12 protein-coding genes are annotated in these 22,968 nt (G+C 45.6%); 5 read left to right on the top strand and 7 right to left on the bottom strand.

What is annotated here, in order from left to right; translation table 11 throughout:
- Positions 1 to 3: 3 nt before the first annotated feature.
- The 6 genes from BN161_RS28105 to BN161_RS12520 all read right to left on the bottom strand — a co-directional run bounded on the left by BN161_RS28105 (position 4) and on the right by BN161_RS12520 (position 12,627).
- Positions 4 to 1,494 (bottom strand): BACON domain-containing protein, encoded by a 1,491-nt coding sequence (locus tag BN161_RS28105; RefSeq protein ID WP_052356263.1) that lies wholly within the window; start codon positions 1,492 to 1,494, stop codon positions 4 to 6.
- A gap of 44 nt (positions 1,495 to 1,538) precedes the next feature.
- Positions 1,539 to 3,224 carry a RagB/SusD family nutrient uptake outer membrane protein gene (locus BN161_RS12540; protein WP_052356262.1) on the bottom strand — a complete coding sequence of 562 codons (1,686 nt, stop codon included), beginning with the start codon at positions 3,222 to 3,224 and terminating at the stop codon, positions 1,539 to 1,541.
- Between the two features lie 20 nt (positions 3,225 to 3,244).
- The gene (locus BN161_RS12535; protein WP_044266656.1) at positions 3,245 to 6,040 is read right to left on the bottom strand and encodes a SusC/RagA family TonB-linked outer membrane protein; all 2,796 of its coding nucleotides are present in this window, start codon (positions 6,038 to 6,040) and stop codon (positions 3,245 to 3,247) included.
- A 32-nt stretch (positions 6,041 to 6,072) separates the two neighbouring features.
- Positions 6,073 to 7,824 (bottom strand): RagB/SusD family nutrient uptake outer membrane protein, encoded by a 1,752-nt coding sequence (locus tag BN161_RS12530; protein WP_044266654.1) that lies wholly within the window; start codon positions 7,822 to 7,824, stop codon positions 6,073 to 6,075.
- Between the two features lie 13 nt (positions 7,825 to 7,837).
- Entirely contained in the window at positions 7,838 to 10,939 is a 3,102-nt protein-coding gene (locus tag BN161_RS12525) for a SusC/RagA family TonB-linked outer membrane protein (protein ID WP_125910807.1), read from the bottom strand.
- 230 nt (positions 10,940 to 11,169) lie between these two features.
- Positions 11,170 to 12,627, bottom strand: coding sequence for a sulfatase-like hydrolase/transferase (locus BN161_RS12520; RefSeq protein ID WP_044266648.1), 1,458 nt, complete (start codon positions 12,625 to 12,627; stop codon positions 11,170 to 11,172).
- A 1,042-nt stretch (positions 12,628 to 13,669) separates the two neighbouring features.
- On the opposite strand from BN161_RS12520, the gene BN161_RS12510 reads away from it, so the two are divergent.
- Entirely contained in the window at positions 13,670 to 17,776 is a 4,107-nt protein-coding gene (locus BN161_RS12510) for a hybrid sensor histidine kinase/response regulator transcription factor (protein WP_044266645.1), read from the top strand.
- Between the two features lie 209 nt (positions 17,777 to 17,985).
- On the opposite strand, the gene BN161_RS12505 is transcribed toward BN161_RS12510, so the two are convergent.
- Positions 17,986 to 19,095, bottom strand: a complete 1,110-nt coding sequence (locus BN161_RS12505; RefSeq protein WP_081743691.1) for an alpha/beta hydrolase — start codon at positions 19,093 to 19,095, stop codon at positions 17,986 to 17,988.
- Positions 19,096 to 19,340: 245 nt separating this feature from the next.
- On the opposite strand from BN161_RS12505, the gene BN161_RS12500 reads away from it, so the two are divergent.
- The 4 genes from BN161_RS12500 to BN161_RS12485 all read left to right on the top strand — a co-directional run.
- Positions 19,341 to 20,576, top strand: coding sequence for a DUF418 domain-containing protein (locus tag BN161_RS12500; protein ID WP_044266643.1), 1,236 nt, complete (start codon positions 19,341 to 19,343; stop codon positions 20,574 to 20,576).
- Entirely contained in the window at positions 20,577 to 22,004 is a 1,428-nt protein-coding gene (locus BN161_RS12495) for an MATE family efflux transporter (RefSeq protein WP_044266641.1), read from the top strand.
- An 88-nt stretch (positions 22,005 to 22,092) separates the two neighbouring features.
- A complete protein-coding gene (locus tag BN161_RS12490; RefSeq protein WP_044266638.1) occupies positions 22,093 to 22,590 on the top strand; it encodes a cyclophilin-like fold protein in 498 nt (165 codons plus the stop codon).
- A 13-nt stretch (positions 22,591 to 22,603) separates the two neighbouring features.
- Positions 22,604 to 22,968: DUF3737 family protein (locus BN161_RS12485; RefSeq protein WP_044266635.1), on the top strand; the 365-nt coding region annotated here is incomplete at its 3' end.

Here is a 22,968-nt window from a genome sequence, read left to right as displayed (position 1 = left end):
GTATTATTCAATGTTGGTGACTTCGTATGAACTGATAGTTACTGTACCTTTCTTACCGGCACTTCCGCCTATAAAGCCAAAGTAAGGAACATTTCCGGCTGAAGCTGCAGTTTCAAACAAATTCTCATAAGTCGGAGTCGTGATAATATTGGTCCATTCCGTTTCTCCTTCGAGTTTGATGAATACTTGAATGTTGGCTGTTGTTCTGTCATTGGGGTCAACATAATTGTGCTCTACTTTCAAAGCCCTTAGGTTATTCATTTCGAACGGATTGCAAGCTGTATTCTCATTCAGTTTGCCGCCACGGTATTTGAAAATCCACGGATTGGCTCCTACGCCTAACCAGAAGTTCCAGCTCGGTTTTGGAGGAGCTACGCAATTCATGTTCAAGCATCGGTTGCCATCTACCGTCAGAGCAGAGAAATGCCATTCATGGATTGCTAATTTACGTCCTTTATTGATATAATATCGGCAATTGGCAGTTCCGGTGTTTTCGGTAAAAGTAATGGCTCCGGTTGTCTCATCCACAGTTACATTTTCTTCTTTAGCGTCCAATACATAGGCTCCGCCTGCTTGTTCAACTTCCATCGTGACAGGGTCTATACCTAAGGTCTTGTCTTTAGGAGTTAAAGTTATCACAGCCTTGCGGGTGGTAAAGTAGATTTCCGATTGGCTGGTAGCCACTACATTACCTTCCTCATTTTTTTCTATCTTCAGCCATTCCGCATCCGATGCAGTTTCATAATCAATGTTTGAAATGACTTGATAAACTTTGCTTTCCTTATCCTTTCCTCCGTCAAATGTCAGGTCTTCTGGCGTAGTTTCTCCAAATTCCAGTGTGATGCCATTCTGTGTGACTGCTATTTCCTTTTCTTTTCCGTTGGATACGATTGTTAATGTTGCAGAACGTTTTAAACCCGTATTGGGCAAGGCCGTTGCTTTTATCATTACTTTCTCTCCTGTTCCTGTCCCTTCTTCAACATCAAGTGTCAGCCATCCTTCCGTATTGATAATCTTCCATGCCTTATTGGCTGTGATGGAGAATTCGGCTTCTCCGCCTGCACTCGGGAAGGGCTCTGCAAAGTTGGTCACATACAATGCGCCTTTGGCAGCTTGTGTGATTGTGATCATTTTGCTTCCTTCCACTCCGTCGGCGGTGATGGTCAAGGTAGCTGTGCGGTCGCCGCTTTCTTCTGCATACTCTTCAATGTGGACGCTGACTTCTGCGACAAGAGAACTGGCGGCGCTCATTGCCGGAGTAGGGACACACCAGTTTTGGTTGCTCTCTATTTTCCAGGGAGTATTGGAACTGATGTTGAAGACAATCGTATTGGGCGATTCTGCCAGTACTTCATATTCTGCTTGCGCATCAATATCTATAGTAGGAGGTAATTCACTTTGAGAGTCTATATTGAACTCTTGGCATGAATTCAGGCTGAATGTACATACTGCCGCTAAGCAGAACAGTAGTGTATAAAATGATAGCTTTTTCATATTATGTATTCTTTTTGCTATTAATGATATGAGTTAAGGGCAGATCACCAACCGGTATTCTGCGGATTCAAATTCGTGTTCTTGAACAGTTCACTTTGCGGGATGGGGTAGAGATACATGCGCTGGTTCCATTTCCGGCTTTTATAAAGTACTTTTTTAAAGTTCAGCGTGCCGTCTGTTGCTCTTTCAATATTTACTCCGTAAAGCTCTTTTTGAGTCTCTTCGGCTATTTCCCATCTGCGTACATCCCAGAAACGATGGTCTTCGAAAGCGAACTCGACACGCCACTCATTCTGCAATGCTTGGATAAATTCCTCTTTATTCGTGATAGATACGGCGGGCATTCCGGCGTTTCTTCTGACTTCATTGAGTGCCCATTCTGCTGATTGGGGAAGTTCGCTGCTCGTATACTGTGGACTGTTGAATGCCATCACCATAGATTCCGCATAGGTCAGCAATGTTTCCGCATAGCGGTAGATAATCCAATGATGTTTGTTGCTTACTTCCTTGTCCGGCTCGAAGCTGGTGCTTTCCTGAATGTATTTACGCAGGAAGTAGCCGGTTGGCGAACCGCCTTCTGATATAGAAGCATAGTCGCTTCCACCTCTATATACAGCTATCTCTGATTCTTTGAACTCGCTGCCGTTGGCAAGTAAAGTGCGATAGAAGCGGGGATCGCGGTTGGCGTATGGCTGTTGAGGATTGAAAGCCGGATCTTCACACTCCCAACCGTTATCACCCAAAGTGACGGGATATCCGTTGACGGTTTGGAAAGCATCTACCAAGTTCTGTGACGGAAAAGTCGCAGTGGCAGGTGTTGTCCGTCTTCCTTCTGTGAAGCGGATAGGGAAGTTATTCAGTTCGAATGCTGTATTGTTCCCATTCATGCGGAACAGCACCACTTCCGGAGAAGAAGTATCGTTTACCTTCTCATTCGGGTCAAGTTGATAGAGGTTTAACTTGATGATGTCATAAGCCGCTTTGGCAGAGGCTTCCCACTTATCCGTGCTGTTGGACGGATTGTGGAGCTTGCTTGCCGCATATAATAATGCTTTCGATTTAACCGCCATGGCAAAACCTTTGGTGATGCGCCCCGTTTCGTTGCTCGGTTGTCCGACGTAAGTATCCGGCAGATGTTGCGCTGCGTCGCTGCATTCGGAAACAATGAAACTGATTACATCATCGAAAGATGTTTTCCCGATAGCGTTCGCTTCATCCGTTGTCAACATGGTCAGCGGCATGGCGATGTCTCCATACCGGCGTGCCAGCTCAAAAAAGTAGTGTGCCCGTAGCACCCTTGCTTCGTAAGAGAAGAAGGCGAGTTGCTTTGTCCAATTGGCATAGTTCGGGTCATATTCATAACGTGACAAGTCTACGTTCTGCAGCGATTGCAGGAATTCGTTGGCTGCACGGATGCCCTCGTATAGTTTCCATTGGTCGTCACGGGTTTGGAGAGCCGACCAGTTACCGTTGGTCATATCTTGTATGTTGCCTCCGGTAGCTCCGTATTCTGCGTCATCACTGGCGCAGTCTCTCATGGCTCCCTCAATGGTTCCCAAATCCTGCGGCATGTATGTGTATACATGAGTGAGCATTTGTTTGGTCTTGTCGAAATATCTGTAAATATCTTCTTGGGTATTCAGACCGCTAGTTTCATCATAATCCAGATAGTTGCACGATGCAAGCAGGACGATGGCACTATATGCTAATATGCAATGTTTAATTTTCATATATCTATTCATATTTCAGGTTAAAAGTTGAACTTAACTCCCATCCAGTAAGAGCGTGCGGAAGGATACACGGCTCCCAGTTGTTCAGGGTCGGCAAAGCCGATATTGTCCAAAGAGAACAGGTTGCTGCCTTGCAGGTAGAGTTTCATATCCGCAAAGCGAATTATCTTTCTGGAGAAAGTATAACTAAGGTATAAATTTCTCAATTTGATGAAAGAACCGTCACGATACCACAACGAGTTAGCCTGATAGTTGTTGGCATTAGCCAATGTAGTCAAGCGGGGCATGGTAGCACGACCGGCATTCTCCGGTGTCCATGCTGTTTCGTTGTCGAGAAACGTTTGTGAAATATTACCGTTGTTAACCAATGGCTTATACAGCGGTGAATTCAGCAGACTGGTGGTTACACCGGTCATTCCCTGAAGATCCGCAGAGATTTCAAAGTTCTTGTAAGAAGCGCTCAAGTTGATTCCGAAGTAGAATTTCGGCACGGTAGAGCCGAACATTCTGACCTTGTCCTGTGCGTCAATCTTGTTATCGCCATTCTGGTCTTTATACTTGATGTCTCCCGGACGTACCGTTGAGAATGTCTGCACCGGGCTGTTGTTTATCTCACGTTGGTCATTGAAGAACCCGATGACTTCCAGCCCATATTGCTGACCGACTCTGTTGCCTTTGGTATAGAGGTAATCATACTGTTGATATTCTTGTCCGTCGTTGATGACTTCACTGTTTACATACGATGTGTTAGCACCAATGCTATAGCTGAAGTCCTTGCCGATCCTGTCATTCCATGTAATGGAAGCATCAAAGCCTTTATAATCCTGAACACCGGCATTGATCTTGTTGACGCTTATACCGATAATACTGGAAACGGAAGATGATCCGTTGATCAGAATGTCGCTTCTTCTCTCATAGAATCCTTCCAGATAGAAAGAAAGACGGTTTTTGAATGCGTTCAGTTCCATACCGTAACTAAGTTTCTTCGATTGTTCAATCGTCAGGTTCTCAACGGGGAGTGCTCCTTCTGCCAAGCCGTAATAATCGCTGGCATTGTTGGTGAAGTAATAAGTTCCTCCGCTTCCGTTGGTATTGCCGTAAGACTGGCGATAAAGTTCATGCTGCATATTACCGTCCCATCCGGAAATACCATACGAAGCATAAAGTTTCAGCAGATTGATGCTTTCTACATCCTTTAAGAAGTTTTCGTTAGAGGCAACCCATCCTGCGGATACGGCCGGATACAGATGAAAACGGTCTCCTTCCGGGAGATAGGCTGTACCGGAATAGTTGAGCACTCCGTTCAAGGTGTAGCGGTTGTTATATGTATAAGTGGCATACAACAGACCGGACTGACGTTTAGCTCCGTTATTTCTCCCGTCGGCAGTATAAGACTGCTGGTCATAAATCAAAGAGGTATTCAAATCGTGCGCACCGCTTTGCAGCAAGTAGTTGATTCTTGCTTGTATATTGGAACGCATATAGAGGGAATTGAACGGCTGAGCGTGACTGAGGATTTCAGAATCCTTGCTATAAGTGACAGGGGTAGTGACCAGCGTTCCGTCGTTAAGTATGGAAGCTTGCGTATCCATATACTTATATTGTTTCTGGGCTACATCGAACATGGAGCCGACGTTATCGAAGGCAACGGACACTTCAGCCGACAGTCCTTTCAATAACACATCCAACTCTTGCTTTAACGTAGCATTAGCAAGCAGAGTTCCGTAGGTAGTCCGAAGACTACCGGTGCTTTCGAGCAATGCTACCGGATTATTTGCTCCGTAAATGCTGTTCCCGCCGTACGTACCGTCTGCATGACGGATGGGGAATGCAGCGGAAGGAGTATTGTAAATAACGTTGGAGAGTGCATTTGTCCGGTTGTCGGTGCTGCGAAGATAATAAGCATCGTTAGTCTCCTGTAATTTTCCGAGAACACCGACCTTAAAGAACGTGCTCGAAGTCAAATCCACATCAATATTCGTGCGGATATTCAAACGGACGTCCGATGGTTTGGTACTGTAACGTCCGTCCGACTGGTCGTCGTTAAAGAATGCCTTGTCGTGCATATAGTCGACTACCGCATAATAGCGGAAACGGTTGCTGCCACCATCAAATGTCAAGTTCAGGCGGTGATTGTCGGATGTTTTGTTGTACACCTCATTCCACCAATCTACGTTCGGATATTCATAAGGATACGTGTTGTTTCTGAAAGCATCCAGCTCGTTGGCGTTGTAACGGGTATCCAGTCCGTCAAGTTTCAGCGCTTCATTCAGACTGTTGGCATACGTGTACGCATCGGCAAACTCCGGCTTACGGAACTGGGTGCTGATACCGTATTGATAGTTGGCGGTTACTTTCAACTTGTCGTCGTGACCGTGCTTGGTGGTCACCAATATAACCCCGTTTCCTCCTCTTACTCCATAAAGAGCGGACGCAACGGCATCTTTCAATATCCGGATAGATTCGATTTCGGAAGAAGTAATATCCGATAAGCTGCGTGGAAAGCCGTCTACCAAGATGAGGGGCGCGTTTCCATGAATACTCAATGAAGGGATGTTTTCGGCACTTGAACCATTTCCCTGATATACATTTAATCCGGCTATCTTGCCATATAATGCTTTGGCGATGTCTATCTCCGGGGCTTTATCGAGCACTTTGCTGCTGATACCTCTAGCGGAGCCGGCAATCTTGCTGACGGGCATCTCCATCTGGTAGCCCAACTGCATCGTGTCCGGCCGACTAGCTTTTACAGGCTCCTGTGCAAGCGCAGGAACTGTGAAGCCACCGATTAATGCTATGATTATATATTTCTTCATAAGATATGTTTAACTTAGTTTATTATGTAAGATTACCAACCGGGGTTTTGTGTCATTCCATATTCCTTGTTGATTTCCGATTGAGGGATAGGAGCCAGATACCATTTACTATCCCAGCTGTTCACCCAATAACGGGCGGCCAGTTCATACGTTGAGAAGGTGAAAGAGGTAGGGTTGTTCACTTGATTTCCTTTGGAATATAAGCCATACAGCTTTTTCTGGAAGTCATCTTTGCGTCCCCATCTGACAAGGTCGAACCAATGTACTTCTTCAAAACCGAACTCTAACGTACGTTCGCGCAAGATAGCTTCCCGCAATGTTGTTTTGTCGATGGTTGAAGGCAGATCGGACAGTCCGACGCGATTGCGCACTTGGTTGACGTAAGTCACCGCGTTGCGTGGCCCTTCAAATTCATTGATTGCTTCCGCATAGCTCAACATCACTTCCGGCAGGCGCAGATAAGGCCATTGAACAGGACGCTCGTTGCGGTCGCTGGCAGACTGCAAGATGAACTTCATCATTAAGAAACCTGTACCTTCCGCACGATAGTTTTGGTGATTGGTATATATAGGTGCTTGCGTATCGTTGAAGTAATTGTCTCCCGGTACGGCTACATTTTCATATAGACGCGGGTCACGGGTAGGTTCTCCATTCTCGAAGAACGGTTGCTTGGACGGATGCTCCCAGTCAAAGTTGGCAGGGAAGTCGCTTCCGTCACTCCATGGAAACATATTCACGTAGTTCAAGGTTGGACCTGAATATAAACGTTGATCAAAGAACTGCTGGTGAATGCTGACATCATAACCGCGTCGGGTGGAAATCAGCACTTCCGTACCTCCTCTGTCATAATATCCCGAACGGTAAGCCAGACGATGTGCCCGGTGTGTATCTTCTGTCGGCTGTGTGAGGCCATAGATCCTTTGTCTTCCCAATTCGTCAAAGAAAGCTTTTCCTGCTTTCATGGCTTCTTCCCAACGCTGGTTGCTGAAGTTGCCGTAGCAAGTGTATTCATCAGCCTGACTATGCCATTTTGTATCCGAATTGAAGGTAGGACTGGCGGCAAACAGCAACACTCTGAGTTTTAAACCCATTGCTCCGGCTTTCGTCATACGTCCGTCGTCCACTTCGTCTTGCTTCCATTTCAAGTAAGGAATAGCTTCGTCCAACAGACCGACAATCTTACTCACGGTTTCTGCAAAGGTGAGACGTGGGAATGTCATGTCTTCGTTAGGATCGATAGAATGGTCTATCCAGGGAACACCACCTACATAGCGAAGCATTTCCGCATAACTCAAGGCTATCACCATCTTAGCTTCAGCGATACGTTGACTACGTTCGGCTTCGCTGATATCCGGTATTCTAGCTGCGTTTTCAATATAGATCCATGCATAACGGATAGCGTTATACTGCGTTTCGGAACCATATCGGTAGGCTTCGCAGTTTCTTAGTGTGTTGTTTGCGCTAAGTAGCCCATTATAATATAGATTGACGGGACCGTCTTGCGCATTATTTCGGCAACTTTGATATAAATCAGTGATTGCCTCCAGTATGTTTACTCCCATTTTGTTATAGGGCGCCGCGGCTGTCGGTAGTCCGTATGGCAGATAAGCATAGGCACTTGACAGGACTTTATCTGCATTGACTTTGGAGTTGAACATGGAGTCGAGCACCGCACCCGAACTTTCGGGCTGGCTTCCCAGGAATTTATCTCCAAATGTCAAGTCCGAGCAAGAATACATGCTGCAGACGAAACAGATTGATAATAGTTTGATTATATTCTTCATTTTATTTTAATCATTAGAAATTAAGATTGACTCCTACGCTATACACTTTGACAAGCGGGTATGCACCGATATTGTTTCCCAAACTTTCCGGGTCGAGAATATCGAGAGGAGAGAACGTTAATAAGTTATATCCATTAAGTGAGAGACCGAGAGAACTTGCACCGATAGCCTTTAAGAAACGCTTCTTGGTAAAGGTGTACCCGATAGTTAATGTCTTTAAGCGGATATAAGAAGCATCTTTCAGCCAAAGCGTAGAGTTCTCCGAGTTCCAAGTTTCGGAAGTCTCTGCCGCACGGGGATATTCCGCTCCTAACTGGTTTTCTTCCGTCCATCCTTTCTTATAGAAGTAGTCTAGCAAACCACGTTTGCCCGCATTGGTGAAAGGAATCCGGTATTCAATCTGAAGCATCTTGTTCACGTGTGCCGCTCCGCTCCATTGCATACTGAAGTTGAATCCTTTGTAGTCGAGTCCGGCATTGAATCCGAATGTGTATTCCGGACGTTCCGGATAGCCGGTTACCTTCCGGTCACTGCCATCCACCGTGTTGTCGCCATTCAAGTCTGCATACATGGCATCTCCGGGATAAACGGTGACGGACGGTTTCGGAAGTGAAGGATTAAGCACCAAGTCGCCATTGCTGTTTTTAGTGAAATCACTGTATTGATACAGTCTGACAAATTGATATACATTGGTCGGGCGTTCGGTAGAGCCTCCGGTCTGGTTCATATAATCATACTCGTTAGGCACTTCGTCCATATATATAATCTTGTTGCGGGCGAAAGACATATTGGCATTCGCGTAATAACGGAGTCCGTTTCCTAATGTCTGATCCCATCCCAACGAAATCTCATATCCTTTGTTGTCCACTTTACCCAGATTCAGATTCGGGAGTCCGGTAGCGATAATGGAAGGAGTAGAATTCGGTGAGATCAGGATGCCTGTACGTTTCTCCACAAAGTAGTCGAAACTGAACGACAACTTGTTTTGAAGCATTTTCAGGTCGATACCATAGTTCTGCTTGTCGGCTGTCTCCCAGGTAACATCCATATTACCCGAAGTTCCGAGCAAGTATGTCTGACTGTTGGTCGGGTTGGATACTCCGAAACTGTAACCGTTGCTTTGTGTCCAGACTCCCGGCATATACATGAAACGGGTGCTTGTTCCGGTGTCGCTACCTACGCGTCCCCAGGAAACTCTCCATTTCAAGTAATCAATCATACTTAGCTTTTTCATAAAAGCTTCTTCCGACATTACCCATCCGATGGAAGCTGACGGGAATAAACCGTATCGGTTTTTACCGGGAGCAAAGTTCTCGGAACCGTTATATCCGGCATTGACATCTATCAGGTATTTGGATTTGTATCCGTAGGTAACACGTCCTACAAAACCCACATATCCCCGCGGCATATATTGATAGGCAGCATTTGTCCCATCTGATTTTTTCGGATAATAATTGCGCGACTGGTTATAAAGAAACAGAGCGGTGACTTTGTGGTCATTGTTGAATGTCCGGTCATAATTGATTCTACCTTCGATATACCAGTTGCGGTCTCTGTTATAAGCTTCAGAGTAAACAAGCGGGGAAACACTCCCACTCGGTACGTAGATGATTGTTTTGTCATAATCCGGATCTGTCTGCGGTTTGGTAGAATCATCCTTGAATGATTTGTAATATGCCGTTTGAGATTCCACTGTTCCTCCGACGCGGTATTTATTCAGTTTGAACAGGTTGTCATAAGAACCTTTCACTGAGACAGAGAGTCCTTTAGTCAGCATATCCAGCTTCTGTGTGATGTCCACATCCGTATTCAGGGTGGTCTGGTATTCTTGGTTATATCCTTGTCCCCAGTAAATACTTAATCCGTCACGGTTTACTCCCACCGGTGTCAATGCTCCCGGCACTTGCGTGCGTACCCCGCTGACTATGCCGGGACCGGAGAAAGGCAGCGCCCATATCTGGGTGTACACCCACGGATTGTCACTGGAAGCTCTCGGTTCCTGTTTCTGTCCCACGTTACCGCCGATATTCAGCTTCATAGTGGTAGTCTTGGTCAGTTTGAAGTCCAAGTTGGCACGATAGTTATAACGGTTGTACTTGAAATTGTTATCATAAGGTAGTGCATTGAACTGTTTCAAAATACCATTCTGATAAAGATAACTTAAAGACACGAAGTATTTGACCACGTCATTACCTCCGGATATATTGATATTGTTCTTGGACTGTATGAAGAAATCGTTATACATGTAATCTCCCCATTTGGTATTAGGGTACATGATCGGGTCTGAACCTGTGCGGTAGGCCTCTATTGCCTCTCGCGTAAAATACGTTTTCCGGTCTGTTACCTGGTCATTTTGCTGTTTCATATTCCAATAACGGGCAAATTCATAACTTCCTGTCTGTTCAACGTAGGACAATGGTTGCTGCACACCGGTAATGGTACTTACATTGATAGACGGTTTGCCACTTTTTCCGCGGCGTGTGGTAACCAGAACTACGCCGTTAGCTCCACGCACTCCGAATACTGCTGTGGCAGAGGCATCTTTCAAGATGGACAGACTTTCAATCTCATTCGGATCAATCTGTGAAAAGTCACGTTCTACGCCATCTACCAGTACAAGAGGCGAGGAAGCGCTTCCGGTTAAAGAACCGCTGCCACGTACATAAATAGCGGCTGCATCCGCTCCCGGCTGACCACTGGTCTGCACGGTAGATACACCCGGCATAGCACCTGCCAAAACATTACTGATACTTGCTACAGGAGCCTTTATCAGCTCTTTTGTGTCAATGCTGGACAAGGCTCCTGTCAGCGTGGCTTTGGATTGCGTGCCGTATGCAACCACGACTACCTCATCCAATGACTGGGAATCGTCTTCCAACGTTACGTTGATTACCCGGTTCTTGCCTACGACAACTTCCTGTTTCTGATATCCGATAAAAGAGAACACCAGTACGGCTTTTTCGTCAGGCACTGTAATTGTGTATTCGCCATTAACATTGGTGATGCTACCGGTCGAAGTGCCTTTGACCAGCACGTTTGCACCGATGACTTCCAACTGTGTATTGTCAAATACTTTACCTGTGATTTTTATACCATTCTGTGCGATTGCCGACATAGAATTACAAAAAATAAAGATAAATGACAATACAAAGAAGCTAAGCCATCCTGCTCGAATTTTGCTTTTTCTTTTCATGTAATTGTTTTTTGTGAATTAATATAGTTTTAGTAAAAAGGTTCTTTTTTCGGGCAGATAGCATAGATGGGGACTATCTGCCCGAGTGTGTTAAGTGAGAAATATTTATATAATTATTGAAAACTGTCGGCTCATGACTGTATCGAATCGTTTTATGGTTCATTCGAAAGGTAAGCGGCAAACGGATCGTTCGTTTGTGTCAGCCACTCTTTGAGTTGCTTGTGCAAAGAACGGACTAGTTTCGGTTGCTCTGCTGCTATGTTGTTCATTTCATACGGATCTTTGTTCCGGTCGAACAGTACTGTCTGATCGATTATTCCGTCTTTTGCGCGTACGACAAAGGTATATCTTGATGTACGCAGGCCACGATAACCGGTAGACGGATTACTTGGTTGCACATGATAATAAGGCTGCACGGTCTTTTTATCCGTTTTTCCCGAAAGGATAGAATTAGCAAAATTGAAAGTCTGTACCTCCTGTGGAATCTCCTTGAAGAATCCCATCATAGATAATAAGGTGGAATACATATCTCCGAAAGCAATCATCGTGTGCTTATCTACACGTGGCTTGATTTGTCGGGGCCAAGAAATGATCATGGGAATCTTCATGGATTCTTCGTAATAAATATCTTTTCCTGCAGACTGATGCGCTCCCATACATATTCCATGATCGGATGTAAAAACTACGATGGTATTGTCGAATAGGTTCAGACGTTTCAGTTCATCAATAAGGCGTCCTACATTCTCATCCACTCCAGTCATGCAGGCATAATAATCGCAGATATTATTGCGGAAATAGTCACCCATTTCCGTCCCTTTAGCCGGAATATCCGGACGGTTTTTGCACAAGCTTTCTACATCGAGATCCTTATACATCTCTTTATATTTATCAGGTACCAAGTCATAACCGGTATGCGGGGGATTCATGGATATGACCAATGCGAAGGGGGATTTGCTCTCTTCCTGCTTGGACAGAAATTCGATGGCACGGTCTACTTCATACTCCGGTCCCCATTTCTTCGGATAGAAGAAACCGTCACGCGGAGCAGACGCTTCCCAATACATCGGATTGAGATGGTTGTCGTAAGTGCCGTAAGCTACCCAAAAGTCGAAACCGTGACGGCGTTCGGGCGGACACCACTCATTCCATGCCACTTTCCCACGATTGTTGTAGGTGTCTACAAATGGTTGCTGCGGGGAGTCGAGATGCCACTTACCGATGTACCCTGTGCGGTAGTCTTTATCTTTCAGCACGTCGCTCCAACAACGGGCTGTTTCCGGCAGTTCTACTCCGTAGGGGGCAGTCTCCGAGTTGCAGTTCCCTATTACCTTATTGTTCATGGGATACATGCCTGTCATCAAGATTCCCCGCGCCGGTGACGAAACGGGGTAGCAACTGATGGCGTTGGTGAAAAGTACTCCTTCGGATGCGAGTCGGTCTAAATGGGGAGTTTGTACAGGTTCCTTACCGATGCAACCTAAAGCGTCACCTCTCCATTGGTCTGCCATAATAAATACGAGATTGGGGGATTCATTTTTTTCTTGTGCCTGAATAGGGAGACTAGCCGCTATCGGCAATAGTAAAAAGGTGTTCCTTACATGTTTTTTCATAATATGCTTTTAATTTATTCTTTTATCTTCAGGTTTGTTGTACATTGCTCTGGCAATCGTTACAAAATTAGAGAGAGAATGGGATTCAGAACATGAGCATTTCATTCATTTATACCTAGTGTCTCATTCAAATTGCGATTAATTGGCACCTTTTTCTTCTTTAGGTGCAGATTGCTCGTCCGTATGTGCTTGATGAAAAAGAACGCAAGGAATCCTTATTGGGAAAATGCAAATAGAAAGCGTATGTGGAAAAAGAGAAGGATATTGCATGGTAATATTCTTATAAAAGATTCAAAAAGTCTGTTTAAGGTGAATTCTCAGTCAAATAGACTTTTCGAAAACGAACGGGATATACCGGAAAGTAGCGGATAAAACCTTTTTCAGAGGAAACTTACGCTCATATTTCGGGCAAAATAACCTTTTATCCGGTAGGGCTACACCCTTTCAAGCACATGGCTACACCATTTGGGGCACATGGTTACACCCTTTCGGGCAAATGGTGTAGCCCTTTTTTCAGCCGCAACCCTCCTATATTTAGATCCGTTTCCGCTGCAGGGAACGGCAGTTTCCCCTTATGGGAACTCGCGTTTCCCTTAATGGGAACGCTGGTTTCTCTTAATGGGAACGGCGGTTTCTCCTGCTGGAAACGATAGTTGCCTGCCATAAGGAAGATCTAAATGATTAGTTCTGAGACCATAAAGATGCCTTTAGGAAGCATTAAGAATAATACGAAAATGCATGGCAAAGCAAGGAATTGACGGAGGGGAATAACTGCCGGATAAGAAGTGATATAGAGAAAAGTCGTAACAATGCAGAAAAAACTTTTCTTTATGTTTATCTTCTTTCCTTAAGCGTCATTCCAAATAAAAAACAAGCGGATTGCAAATCCGCTTGAACGAGGGTGCCCTCACCGTCTTCGGTATATATGAGTATTCTATTCATTTAGACCTAGTATTTCATTCAAATTACAATTAATTGAGCTTTTTCTAGTGCTTTAGACTTAATTTTTATTTCTTTGTACATAAATTCTAATCTAAATCCAATGAGCAAGGCAAAACAAATATTCTTATTGATGCTATTTCTTCTTTTCCCTATCATGCTTCATGCATCTTTGGAAAAGAACTATAAAAAGATGAATATGCAGAACGGTCTTGCCGGTAATTCTGTTTATTCCATCTTTAAGGATAAAGACGGGTTTATATGGTTTGGAACGGGAGACGGGTTAAGTCGGTATGACGGGAAGAATATACGTAGCTTTACTTCGGACAAGTACAATATGACTATTGAGTATATGTATGACACGTCGGACGGATTACTTCTTTTTATAACGAACAGTAATTTGCACTGTTTTGACCGTTATCGGGAATGTTTTGTAGAGACTGGTAATTTTAGGGATAAACGGTATTATAATACAAAAGGGCTAGTGCTCCTGAATGATTCGACGTATTGGTCAATCTCAAAGAATAAACTGCATCTGTTGAAACGGGTTCTCAGTAAGAATCCTAAGAATAAAGAACGGCTGTTCTCCTTGGAAGTTTTGAAAGAGTTCGCATTGACGGATGAACAGGAAGTGATTACTAAGATTTGTAGCTCGCCGGACAAGAAAAAACTCTTCCTGATAACCAAGAAAAGCAGCCTGCTTATATTTGACGTGCCGTCGGGAAAGTTGGAAACAACCGTGAAGCTGTATGCCAGTCGGACTGATTCCTATCAGATTTCTTCGTTGGTGTGCGATAAAGATTATTTGTGGATGGCAACGATTGGGGGAGGGGTGTTGCGTTATCATTTACAGAGCCATACTTTAGATTCCTTTACGAACAATAGTCCGAAAGAAAAACCGGACTTGTCACATAACGATGTATATGCTATTACGGCTGTGGGGGATGAATATATGGCGGCTACATGGAACGGGTATACAGTGCTCTCTGTAGATAAGAAGAGTGGGGAAACAACTACTGAAATCAACAATCAACTTGCCTATCTTTATAATTTTGAATCCCGCATGCTTGCTGTCTATTATGATTCTCGCGGATTGGTTTATTTCGGGACGCATGGCGGAGGAGTCATAGTTCTCGACCTTAGAAAGCAATTTTATGAGAGATTCTCGCAGGGGGAGATCAATGAAATCTGCGATATTGTGTCCGATGATGAAGGGTATGTCTGGTTGGCCACATTCAACGGGACAATCATGCGCAGTACCTTGCCGTTTGAACAGACAGGGAATTTGGATTTTGTAGCGAAAAGGATGCCTGTAGCAGAGGGAAAAGCGGCGCTTTGTGCCATGAAGGATGAAGACGGCAATTTATGGTTCGGCAATTCGGATGCGTCCATCACTTGTTATCAGTCTTCCTCCGGGAAATTCGTGGATTATAATTTGCCTCCTGAATACAGAAAGAATAATAACCTGAAATATTCTACTTATGTATGGCAACTGTTCATTGATAGTAAGCATCGTTTTTGGGTGGGGACACGCAATGGGTTGTTGCTGTTTGACCGAGAAACAACGAATTTCTCTCCGGTTCTTACAGTAAGTGACAATTTGTTGGAGAAATGTTCGATACGTGCTATAGCCGAAGGCATAAATGGAGAGCTTTGGCTGGGTACTCCTGACGGATTATATCAATTGAGTGTAGATACCCGTACCCAAAAAGTAGAGGTGAAGGGAGATTATGAAGTTAAGGCAGGGATCGGAGCCCGGTATGTCCGTGCTTTATTGGCTTCCGGGGACGGACAACTCTATGTCGGTTATACGGACGGACTGGGAGTCTTATCCGAAAGTGGGGATTCGATCCAGCATTTCTACACGACTCATGACGGAATGTGCAGTAACTTTGTCACTTGCATTGCGGAAGATGAAAAAGGATATGTATGGTTAGGTACTAACTCGGGTATTTCCCGTTATAGCCGTCATTTGGATTTGTTTTATAATTACTATATCTCGGGTAGTAACCGTTCTGTATTGCATATCGGGAAAACTTTGTTCTTCGGAAATAACTATGCTTTGACTTATTTTAATCCGGAAGCGGTAGAAACTGTGCCAAGGATAAAGAAAAACCTGTTGCTGGACTTGGAGGTGAACAATAAGCTCGTGGCAATCGGAGAAAAGGTGAATGGGCAGGTACTATTGGAGAAAGGACTTCCTTATACGGATAAGATTGTGCTGGCTTATGCTAATCGTGACTTCTCGCTGTCTTTTAGCAATCTTCTCTATTCAGAAGAAAATCAGAAATATAATTATCGTTTGCTGCCTTATCAGAATGAATGGGTGGTGTGCAATGGAGGAGAAAAGGCTTCTTACACTAATTTGCCCGCAGGTAATTATGTGTTTGAGGTAAAGAGTGTTTATGCTGATAGCTCGAATAATATTGTAGATATGTTGGCAATCAGCATCCAACCTCACTGGAGTCAAACGATCTGGTTCCGTTTAGGGGTGTGTATGGTTCTTATTTTGATAACCGGTTATGGCATTTATCGTGTCCGCCGGGAACAACGGAGGGCTAAACGCGAATTACTTCTAAAGCATGAACTGCATATATCCCATATAGAATGCGAAAAAGAAAAACAGATTCGGGAAGAAAGAGAGAACTTCTTTACCTGTGTGGCTCATGAGTTGCGGACTCCGTTGACATTGGTGCTTTCTCCGTTACAGGAGTTATTGCATCGGAAAAAAAAGGACGATCCCGACTATAAGGCTTTGTCATTGATGTATGAAAATGGTAATTCGCTTCATCGTTTGGTGGATGACCTGTTGAGCGTGCAGAAGATTGAGGCGGGGATGATGAAATTATGTCTTTCCGAAGTTAATATTGTAGCTTTATTGAAAGAAGCGGCAGATACTTTCCGGCAAATGGCTGCATCAAGGAAGATTGATTTCGTCATTGATTTACCGAATCGGTCTATTCCTCTATGGGTGGATGTGGAGAAAGTGGCTTCTGCTGTGCGCAATTTGCTGTCGAATGCCTTTAAATATACGGAAGCGGGAGGTAAAATCACTCTCTCTCTGGTCGAGAATACGGTGGATGAAAAAGAGTATTGCCGGATTGTTGTTTCTGATACAGGTAGGGGAATTCCAGATGAACTGCAATATCGGGTGTTCGATTCGTTTGTTACCGGAGCGACTGCTCCTTCCTTTTCTACCAAAGTAGGTATTGGACTGCATATTGTGAAAAATACGATGGATATGCACCATGGTACGGTAGATTTGCAGAGTGAGTTGGGCAAAGGAAGCATTTTTAGTTTGAACTTTCCGAAAGGAAAAGCACATTTCGCAGATGATAATTACGAAGAAACTGTATATGAGCTTGCGAGCGATGAAACGAATTTGGAGAAAGGAACTTCCGAACCGGAACAGATGACTAAAGAAGACAAAGTTACCGCAAGGTATAAGGCTACCTTATTGGTTGTGGAGGATAATTTCGATATTCGTCAGTATATTGTGAGCCTCTTTCGAAGTGAATATAATGTATTAGAGGCTGATGATGGGGAAGAAGGTGTGAAACTGGCTACCTTGCATCTACCGGATTTGATTATTTCCGACATTATGATGCCGATAAAAGATGGCTTTACTTGCTGCAAGGAAATCCGAGAACAAGTCGAGACGGCGCATATCCCCCTTTTAATGTTGACGGCGAAAGCGGAAGATACTGATATTATCAAGGGAACCCAGCTTGGAGTGGATGACTATATGATGAAACCTTTTAATCCTTTAATCCTGAAAGCTAAAGTTGAAAATCTAATTTTGCGTAGAAAACATCTGAAACGGATTTATACCAAATCGTTGATGCTGAAACAAACAGCGCAGGAAACCGAAGGGGATGATTTTATGCAGAAGGTAATTAATATCATAGAAGCCAATCTGACTAATGAACACTTTAATGTGCAGACGCTTGCCACTCAATTGAATATGTCACAGCCGACCTTGTTCAGAAAGATTAAGGAGAGAAGTGAACTATCTATTAGTAAAGTGATTCGCAGTGTAAGGATGAGTAAAGCGGCTTCACTTATTACGGAGCATAAATACTCTATTTTGGAGATATCGGAAATGGTGGGATTCAATGATCCGAATACATTCAGGAAACATTTTACTGAACAGTTTGGCATTCCTCCTTCAAAGTACAATGAACAAAATAAGAGAATTGTACAAAGATAAAACCATTATTAATTTCAGTTGAGCTATGAACTTCCTCAGACGCTTCATTTAAATATACTCCCGATTCTATCGGTGGCAGTTCTATCTGCGCACCGACTTGAACCAGGAACTGATTTCTCGCTTCGACCACTAGCTGGAAAAATATATCCTTGAGGACTTCCGAAGAATAGACGCTTGTCCACCCGTGATAAAATGGCCGGAAGGAAGAATTACATTAAATTCTTTGTAAAGAAATCGATCAGCTTATTCCAAGGAATGCACTTTTTCTCACCACCATCATAGAGATCGCAATGGCTCGCACCGGGGATAATGAGCAGTTCCTTGTTCTCAGGACATGGATTGGGCTTGATGCCAGCCTCAGGACGGCCTTCTACCATATACTTATAAGCATCCTTGCCGAAGTAGAGGGAATGAGCCTTCTCGCCGTGCATCACCAAGACAGCCGAACGGATCTCATTAGAGTAATGGAGGAAACGAGTATTCATATAAGCCTGCGTCCCAAAGGTATGCCATCCGTCGTTTGAGTTTCCGCTGCGAGGATGATATCCACGGGGAGTCTTGTAGTAGGCGACATAGTCAATCAGGAACTGTGGCGCACCTTCCGGAGCCTGTTCAGGGAGTGCGCCGCCAGGAGTCGCTTCACCCTTTTGTGCAGTGAGGGTACGCTGGGCAGCCCACGCTTCACGTGCGGCATGACGAGCCTTTTCATTGTTGTCTGCGTCGAAGTATCCGTTACCGCCTACGCGAGTCATATCATACATGGTACTTGCAACTGTTGCCTTGATACGGGTATCAATGCTTGCAGCGTTAATTGCAATGCCGCCCCATCCGCAAATGCCGATAATACCTATCTTCTCAGCATCAACGTTTGGCTGAAGTCCAAGGAAATCGACAGCTGCCATGAAATCTTCTGTATTGATGTCCGGAGATGCAGTACGGCGTGGCGTGCCGCCGCTCTCACCAGTGAACGAGGGATCGAAGGCGATGGTGAGAAAACCATGTTCTGCCATGGTCTGTGCATAGAGTCCACTGGCTTGTTCCTTTACCGCACCGAACGGACCGCTCACAGCAATGGCAGCGAGTTTACCGTTGTAAGTCTTCGGTTCGTAAAGGTCTGCCGCCAACGTAATGCCATAACGATTGACGAACGTAACCTTGCGGTGATTCACTTTCTCACTTTGTGGAAACGTCTTGTCCCATTCCTGCGTGAGTTGCAGTTCTTGTTTCACAATTTTATTATCCATAATCTTAGTGCTTTGTGCCATCATGCCCGTAGCACCTGCTACGACGAAAGCTGCTGTCATTAATAATGTCCTCATATTAAGTTCTGTTCTTGTTTGAGTGCAAAATTACGGAGATTTGGTAGATGCAGAGATACCCCGTTTACGGATTTAATAACCTCAATTACTGAAAGCCACTTTTTCTGCCGATTGTATCCTAATATATAAGGAATAAGAGGTTATTGGTGAAATTCTGTAATTCGGGTTGATATATCTGTAATTTATCTACCTGCACATTGCTTTATTCGCATGATCTTTGCATCGGAAAAATAGAACATAGAATATTGGAAAATCTTATACACACAGAAAGTGCCGCTCCCGTCCGTGGAAAGGAAAGGCACATCGTTTTGGATGCCTTACGCGGACTGGCATTATTCGGCATTTGCCTGGCGAACTTACCCGAATTTTCTCTATACACCTTCTTGCACCCCGATATTGCCGCCGGAATGGCGACGGGAGGCATAGACCGTATCGTTCGCTATCTGCAATACGTATTTATTGATGGTAAATTCTATACTTTATTCTCTTTGCTGTTTGGCATAGGATTTTCCATCATCATCTCGAATGCCATGCAGAAGCATATCAACGGTTTCCTGATTTTCTACCGACGGATGATGATGTTGCTGCTGATAGGCTTCGTGCACCTGATGTTTGTATGGAGTGGAGACATACTGATGCTTTACGCCTTGCTTGGGCTGTTTCTGCCACTGTTCCGCAATGTTTCCAGCAGAGGGTTGCTTGCATCTGCTACCATCTTTTTGTTGTTGCCAATAGGAATTGATGCTTTCATTGAAGCGACGGGCATCTATCCTTCTGCCTCCGTGGTACGAGCACAGCAATATTACTGCGCCCGTTACGGCATTACGGACGATAATTTTGCTTATTGGCTGCGTGATGCGGAAAGTTATAAAGAGGTCTTTCATTTCCTTATACAAGGTGCGCTGGTCCGGATACAGGAATTCATCGATGGCAACCGTATATTCAAGGTGATGGGATTATTCTTGATAGGCTTCTATATCGGTAAGAATCGTTTATATGCCCGTCTGGACGAGAACCGCCAACTGCTGAAACAAGTCACCCGTTGGGGCTTTTTCATCGGTCTACCCACTTCGCTGCTGTATGCGTGGAGTGCGCTCAATGCACATCCTTGCGGATTGGCAGTACATACCTTATTTTATACCTTCAGCGTCTTTCCCATGGGTATGGCATATGCGGCAGGCTTTGCTCTCTGCTATTCTCGGAATAAGGAATACGGCGTTTTCCGTTTGCTCGCCACTCCGGGGCGCATGGCTCTTACCAACTACATCGGGCAGTCCCTTTGGGGAATGTTCATTTTCTATGGCATCGGCTGGGGACTGGGGGCAGATATGGGGCTAGTCCATGTGCTGCTGATAGCCACCGGCGTATATGCCGCTGAAATAGCTTTCAGCCACCTGTGGCTGCGTTACTGCCTGTTCGGTCCGCTGGAATGGATTTGGCGGATGCTGACCTACGGCAAGTGGCTCAAACTTCTAAAGTAGATGAATCTGGAGAAACAAAGCAATACCTTCCTGTCCCTCATTCGTGACGGACAACCTATGACACTGAAACAGCAGTTGCGCTTGACCGCTCAACTAAGTATGCCTGCCATTATGGCGCAGGTGTCCTCCATCGTCATGCAGTATATTGACGCTTCGATGGTGGGCAGCCTGGGAGCCAACGCTTCCGCTTCCATCGGACTGGTATCCACCACCACTTGGCTGTTCTGGGGTGTCTGCACCTCGGTTGCCACGGGCTTCTACGTACAGGTGGCGCACAGCATCGGTGCCGGAGACCGGAAGAGGGCAAGGACGGTGCTGCGCCAATCTATTGTGGCGACACTGCTGTTCAGCTTCCTGCTGCTTGCCGTGGGGTGTGGCATTAGTGGCGTGCTGCCCATGTGGCTGGGAGGCGATACTTCCATTGCGCACGATGCTTCGCTCTACTTTCTGATATTCGCCGTGTCCCTTCCGGCTCTCCAACTTAGTTTCTTGGGCGGCAGCATGCTGCGATGCAGCGGTAATATGTTTGTGCCCAGCCTGCTGAACGTACTGATGTGTGTGCTGGACGTGGTATTCAATCTCTTCCTCATCTTCCCCTCCCGTGAGTGGCAATGCCTCGACTTCACACTCTCCCTGCCGGGTGCCGGACTGGGTGTAGTGGGTGCGGCACTAGGTACGGGACTTGCCGAGGTAGTGACAGCGGTACTCATGATGTGGTTTCTCTGTTTCCGTTCTCCCGACTTAAAGTTGACGAAGGAACACGGCAACTTTCTGCCCAAGGCCGACTGCCTGAAAAGGGCACTCCGCATCAGTCTGCCGATGGGTGCCGAACACATTATATTATGTGGCGCACAGATTATGACCACCGTCATCGTAGCACCCTTGGGCGTGTTGGCGATTGCCGCCAATTCCTTTGCCATTACTGCCGAAAGTCTCTGCTACATGCCCGGTTATGGCATTGCCGATGCCGCCACCACGCTGGTGGGGCAGAGCATCGGTGCCGGACGGCGGGAACTGACGAAACGCTTCGCCCATATCACAGTGTTACTGGGCATGGTGGTGATGGGGGTGATGGGCGTGGTGATGTACGTGGCAGCTCCGTGGATGATGGGGTTGATGACGCCCGATGCCGAAGTTTTGTCGCTGGGCGTGATGGCGTTGCGCATCGAAGCCTTTGCCGAACCTATGTTTGCCGCTTCCATCGTGGGCTACGGCGTGTTTGTGGGGGCAGGCGATACGTTGATACCCAGTGCAATGAACTTGGGCAGCATTTGGGCGGTGCGCCTCACGCTTGCCGCATGGCTTGCCCCGATGATAGGACTGCAAGGGGTGTGGATTGCTATGTGCATCGAGCTTTGTTTCCGTGGAAGCATCTTCCTGTTCCGCCTCTGGAGGGGGAAATGGTTGAAGCTGGGCAAACTTCAGTAATTCGGGTTAATATGTCTGTAATTTATCTACAAAGCCGATACTTTTTCTGCCGTATCTTTGCGGTGTAGAAATGAAATACAGATAACTGATGAAACGTTTACTTTCAATCCTTTTTATAATGATGTCCCTTTCGGTGAGTTCCGTATCATGTGGTACGGACGAGCCGATAGTGGAGGCAGGGCAGCCGGAAACGCCTGATGACAATAATAATAATGATAATAACAACCCTACCATGAGCAATCATCTGAAGATAACAGTCGGCACTGCCTCGTTCAGCGTCGCTTTAGAGAACAATGCGGCGGCAACGGCTTTCAAGGCACTGCTGCCCATGACCGTGAACATGTCCGAACTGAACGGCAACGAGAAATACTATTACTTGTCCGGCAGCCTGCCCACGGCATCCGTCCATCCGGGAACCATCGGGGCGGGCGACTTGATGCTCTACGGCTCGTCGTGCCTGGTGCTGTTCTACGAAACGTTCAGCACCTCTTATAACTATACACGCTTGGGGCGGATGAGCGATGCTTCGGGACTTGCCGCAGCCCTCGGGGCGGGGAATGTGAGCGTGACTTTTGAAATACAATAATAAATAGATAACAATGGAACTGATAAAAGACAAAGAATTTGGCGGCGAACGTCCGCTGTTTGGAACACACGACCTGCAACTGGAAAACGTAATCATCCGTGCCGGAGAATCCGCCATCAAGGAATGCAGCAATATCATCGCCACCAACTGCCGCTTCGAGGGCAATTACCCCTTCTGGCACGTGCATGGCTTCACCATCGACCGCTGCTTCTTCGACGTGGGCGGACGCTCGGCCCTGTGGTATTCCGACCACCTGAAGATGAAAGATACCCGCATCGACGCCCCCAAGATGTTCCGCGAGATGAACGACATCGACCTGGAGAACGTCGAGATGAACGATGCCGATGAAGTGTTCTGGCGTTGCAACGACCTGCACAT

Source organism: Bacteroides timonensis (assembly GCF_000513195.1).
GTDB lineage: Bacteria > Bacteroidota > Bacteroidia > Bacteroidales > Bacteroidaceae > Bacteroides > Bacteroides timonensis.
The sequence above is the reverse complement of the archived record's forward strand: the minus strand, read 5'-3'. Positions and strand labels throughout refer to the sequence as shown.

What these genes read in the sequence shown, in the direction of transcription:
- BN161_RS12505 (WP_081743691.1), bottom strand. Translation starts at nt 19,095, where the DNA reads ATGAGGACATTATTAATGACAGCAGCTTTCGTCGTAGCAGGTGCTACG.
- BN161_RS12525 (WP_125910807.1), bottom strand. Translation starts at nt 10,939, where the DNA reads ATGTCGGCAATCGCACAGAATGGTATAAAAATCACAGGTAAAGTATTT.
- BN161_RS12495 (WP_044266641.1), top strand. Translation starts at nt 20,577, where the DNA reads ATGAATCTGGAGAAACAAAGCAATACCTTCCTGTCCCTCATTCGTGAC.
- BN161_RS12510 (WP_044266645.1), top strand. Translation starts at nt 13,670, where the DNA reads ATGAGCAAGGCAAAACAAATATTCTTATTGATGCTATTTCTTCTTTTC.
- BN161_RS28105 (WP_052356263.1), bottom strand. Translation starts at nt 1,494, where the DNA reads ATGAAAAAGCTATCATTTTATACACTACTGTTCTGCTTAGCGGCAGTA.
- BN161_RS12520 (WP_044266648.1), bottom strand. Translation starts at nt 12,627, where the DNA reads ATGAAAAAACATGTAAGGAACACCTTTTTACTATTGCCGATAGCGGCT.
- BN161_RS12540 (WP_052356262.1), bottom strand. Translation starts at nt 3,224, where the DNA reads ATGAAAATTAAACATTGCATATTAGCATATAGTGCCATCGTCCTGCTT.
- BN161_RS12535 (WP_044266656.1), bottom strand. Translation starts at nt 6,040, where the DNA reads ATGAAGAAATATATAATCATAGCATTAATCGGTGGCTTCACAGTTCCT.
- BN161_RS12490 (WP_044266638.1), top strand. Translation starts at nt 22,093, where the DNA reads ATGAAACGTTTACTTTCAATCCTTTTTATAATGATGTCCCTTTCGGTG.
- BN161_RS12530 (WP_044266654.1), bottom strand. Translation starts at nt 7,824, where the DNA reads ATGAAGAATATAATCAAACTATTATCAATCTGTTTCGTCTGCAGCATG.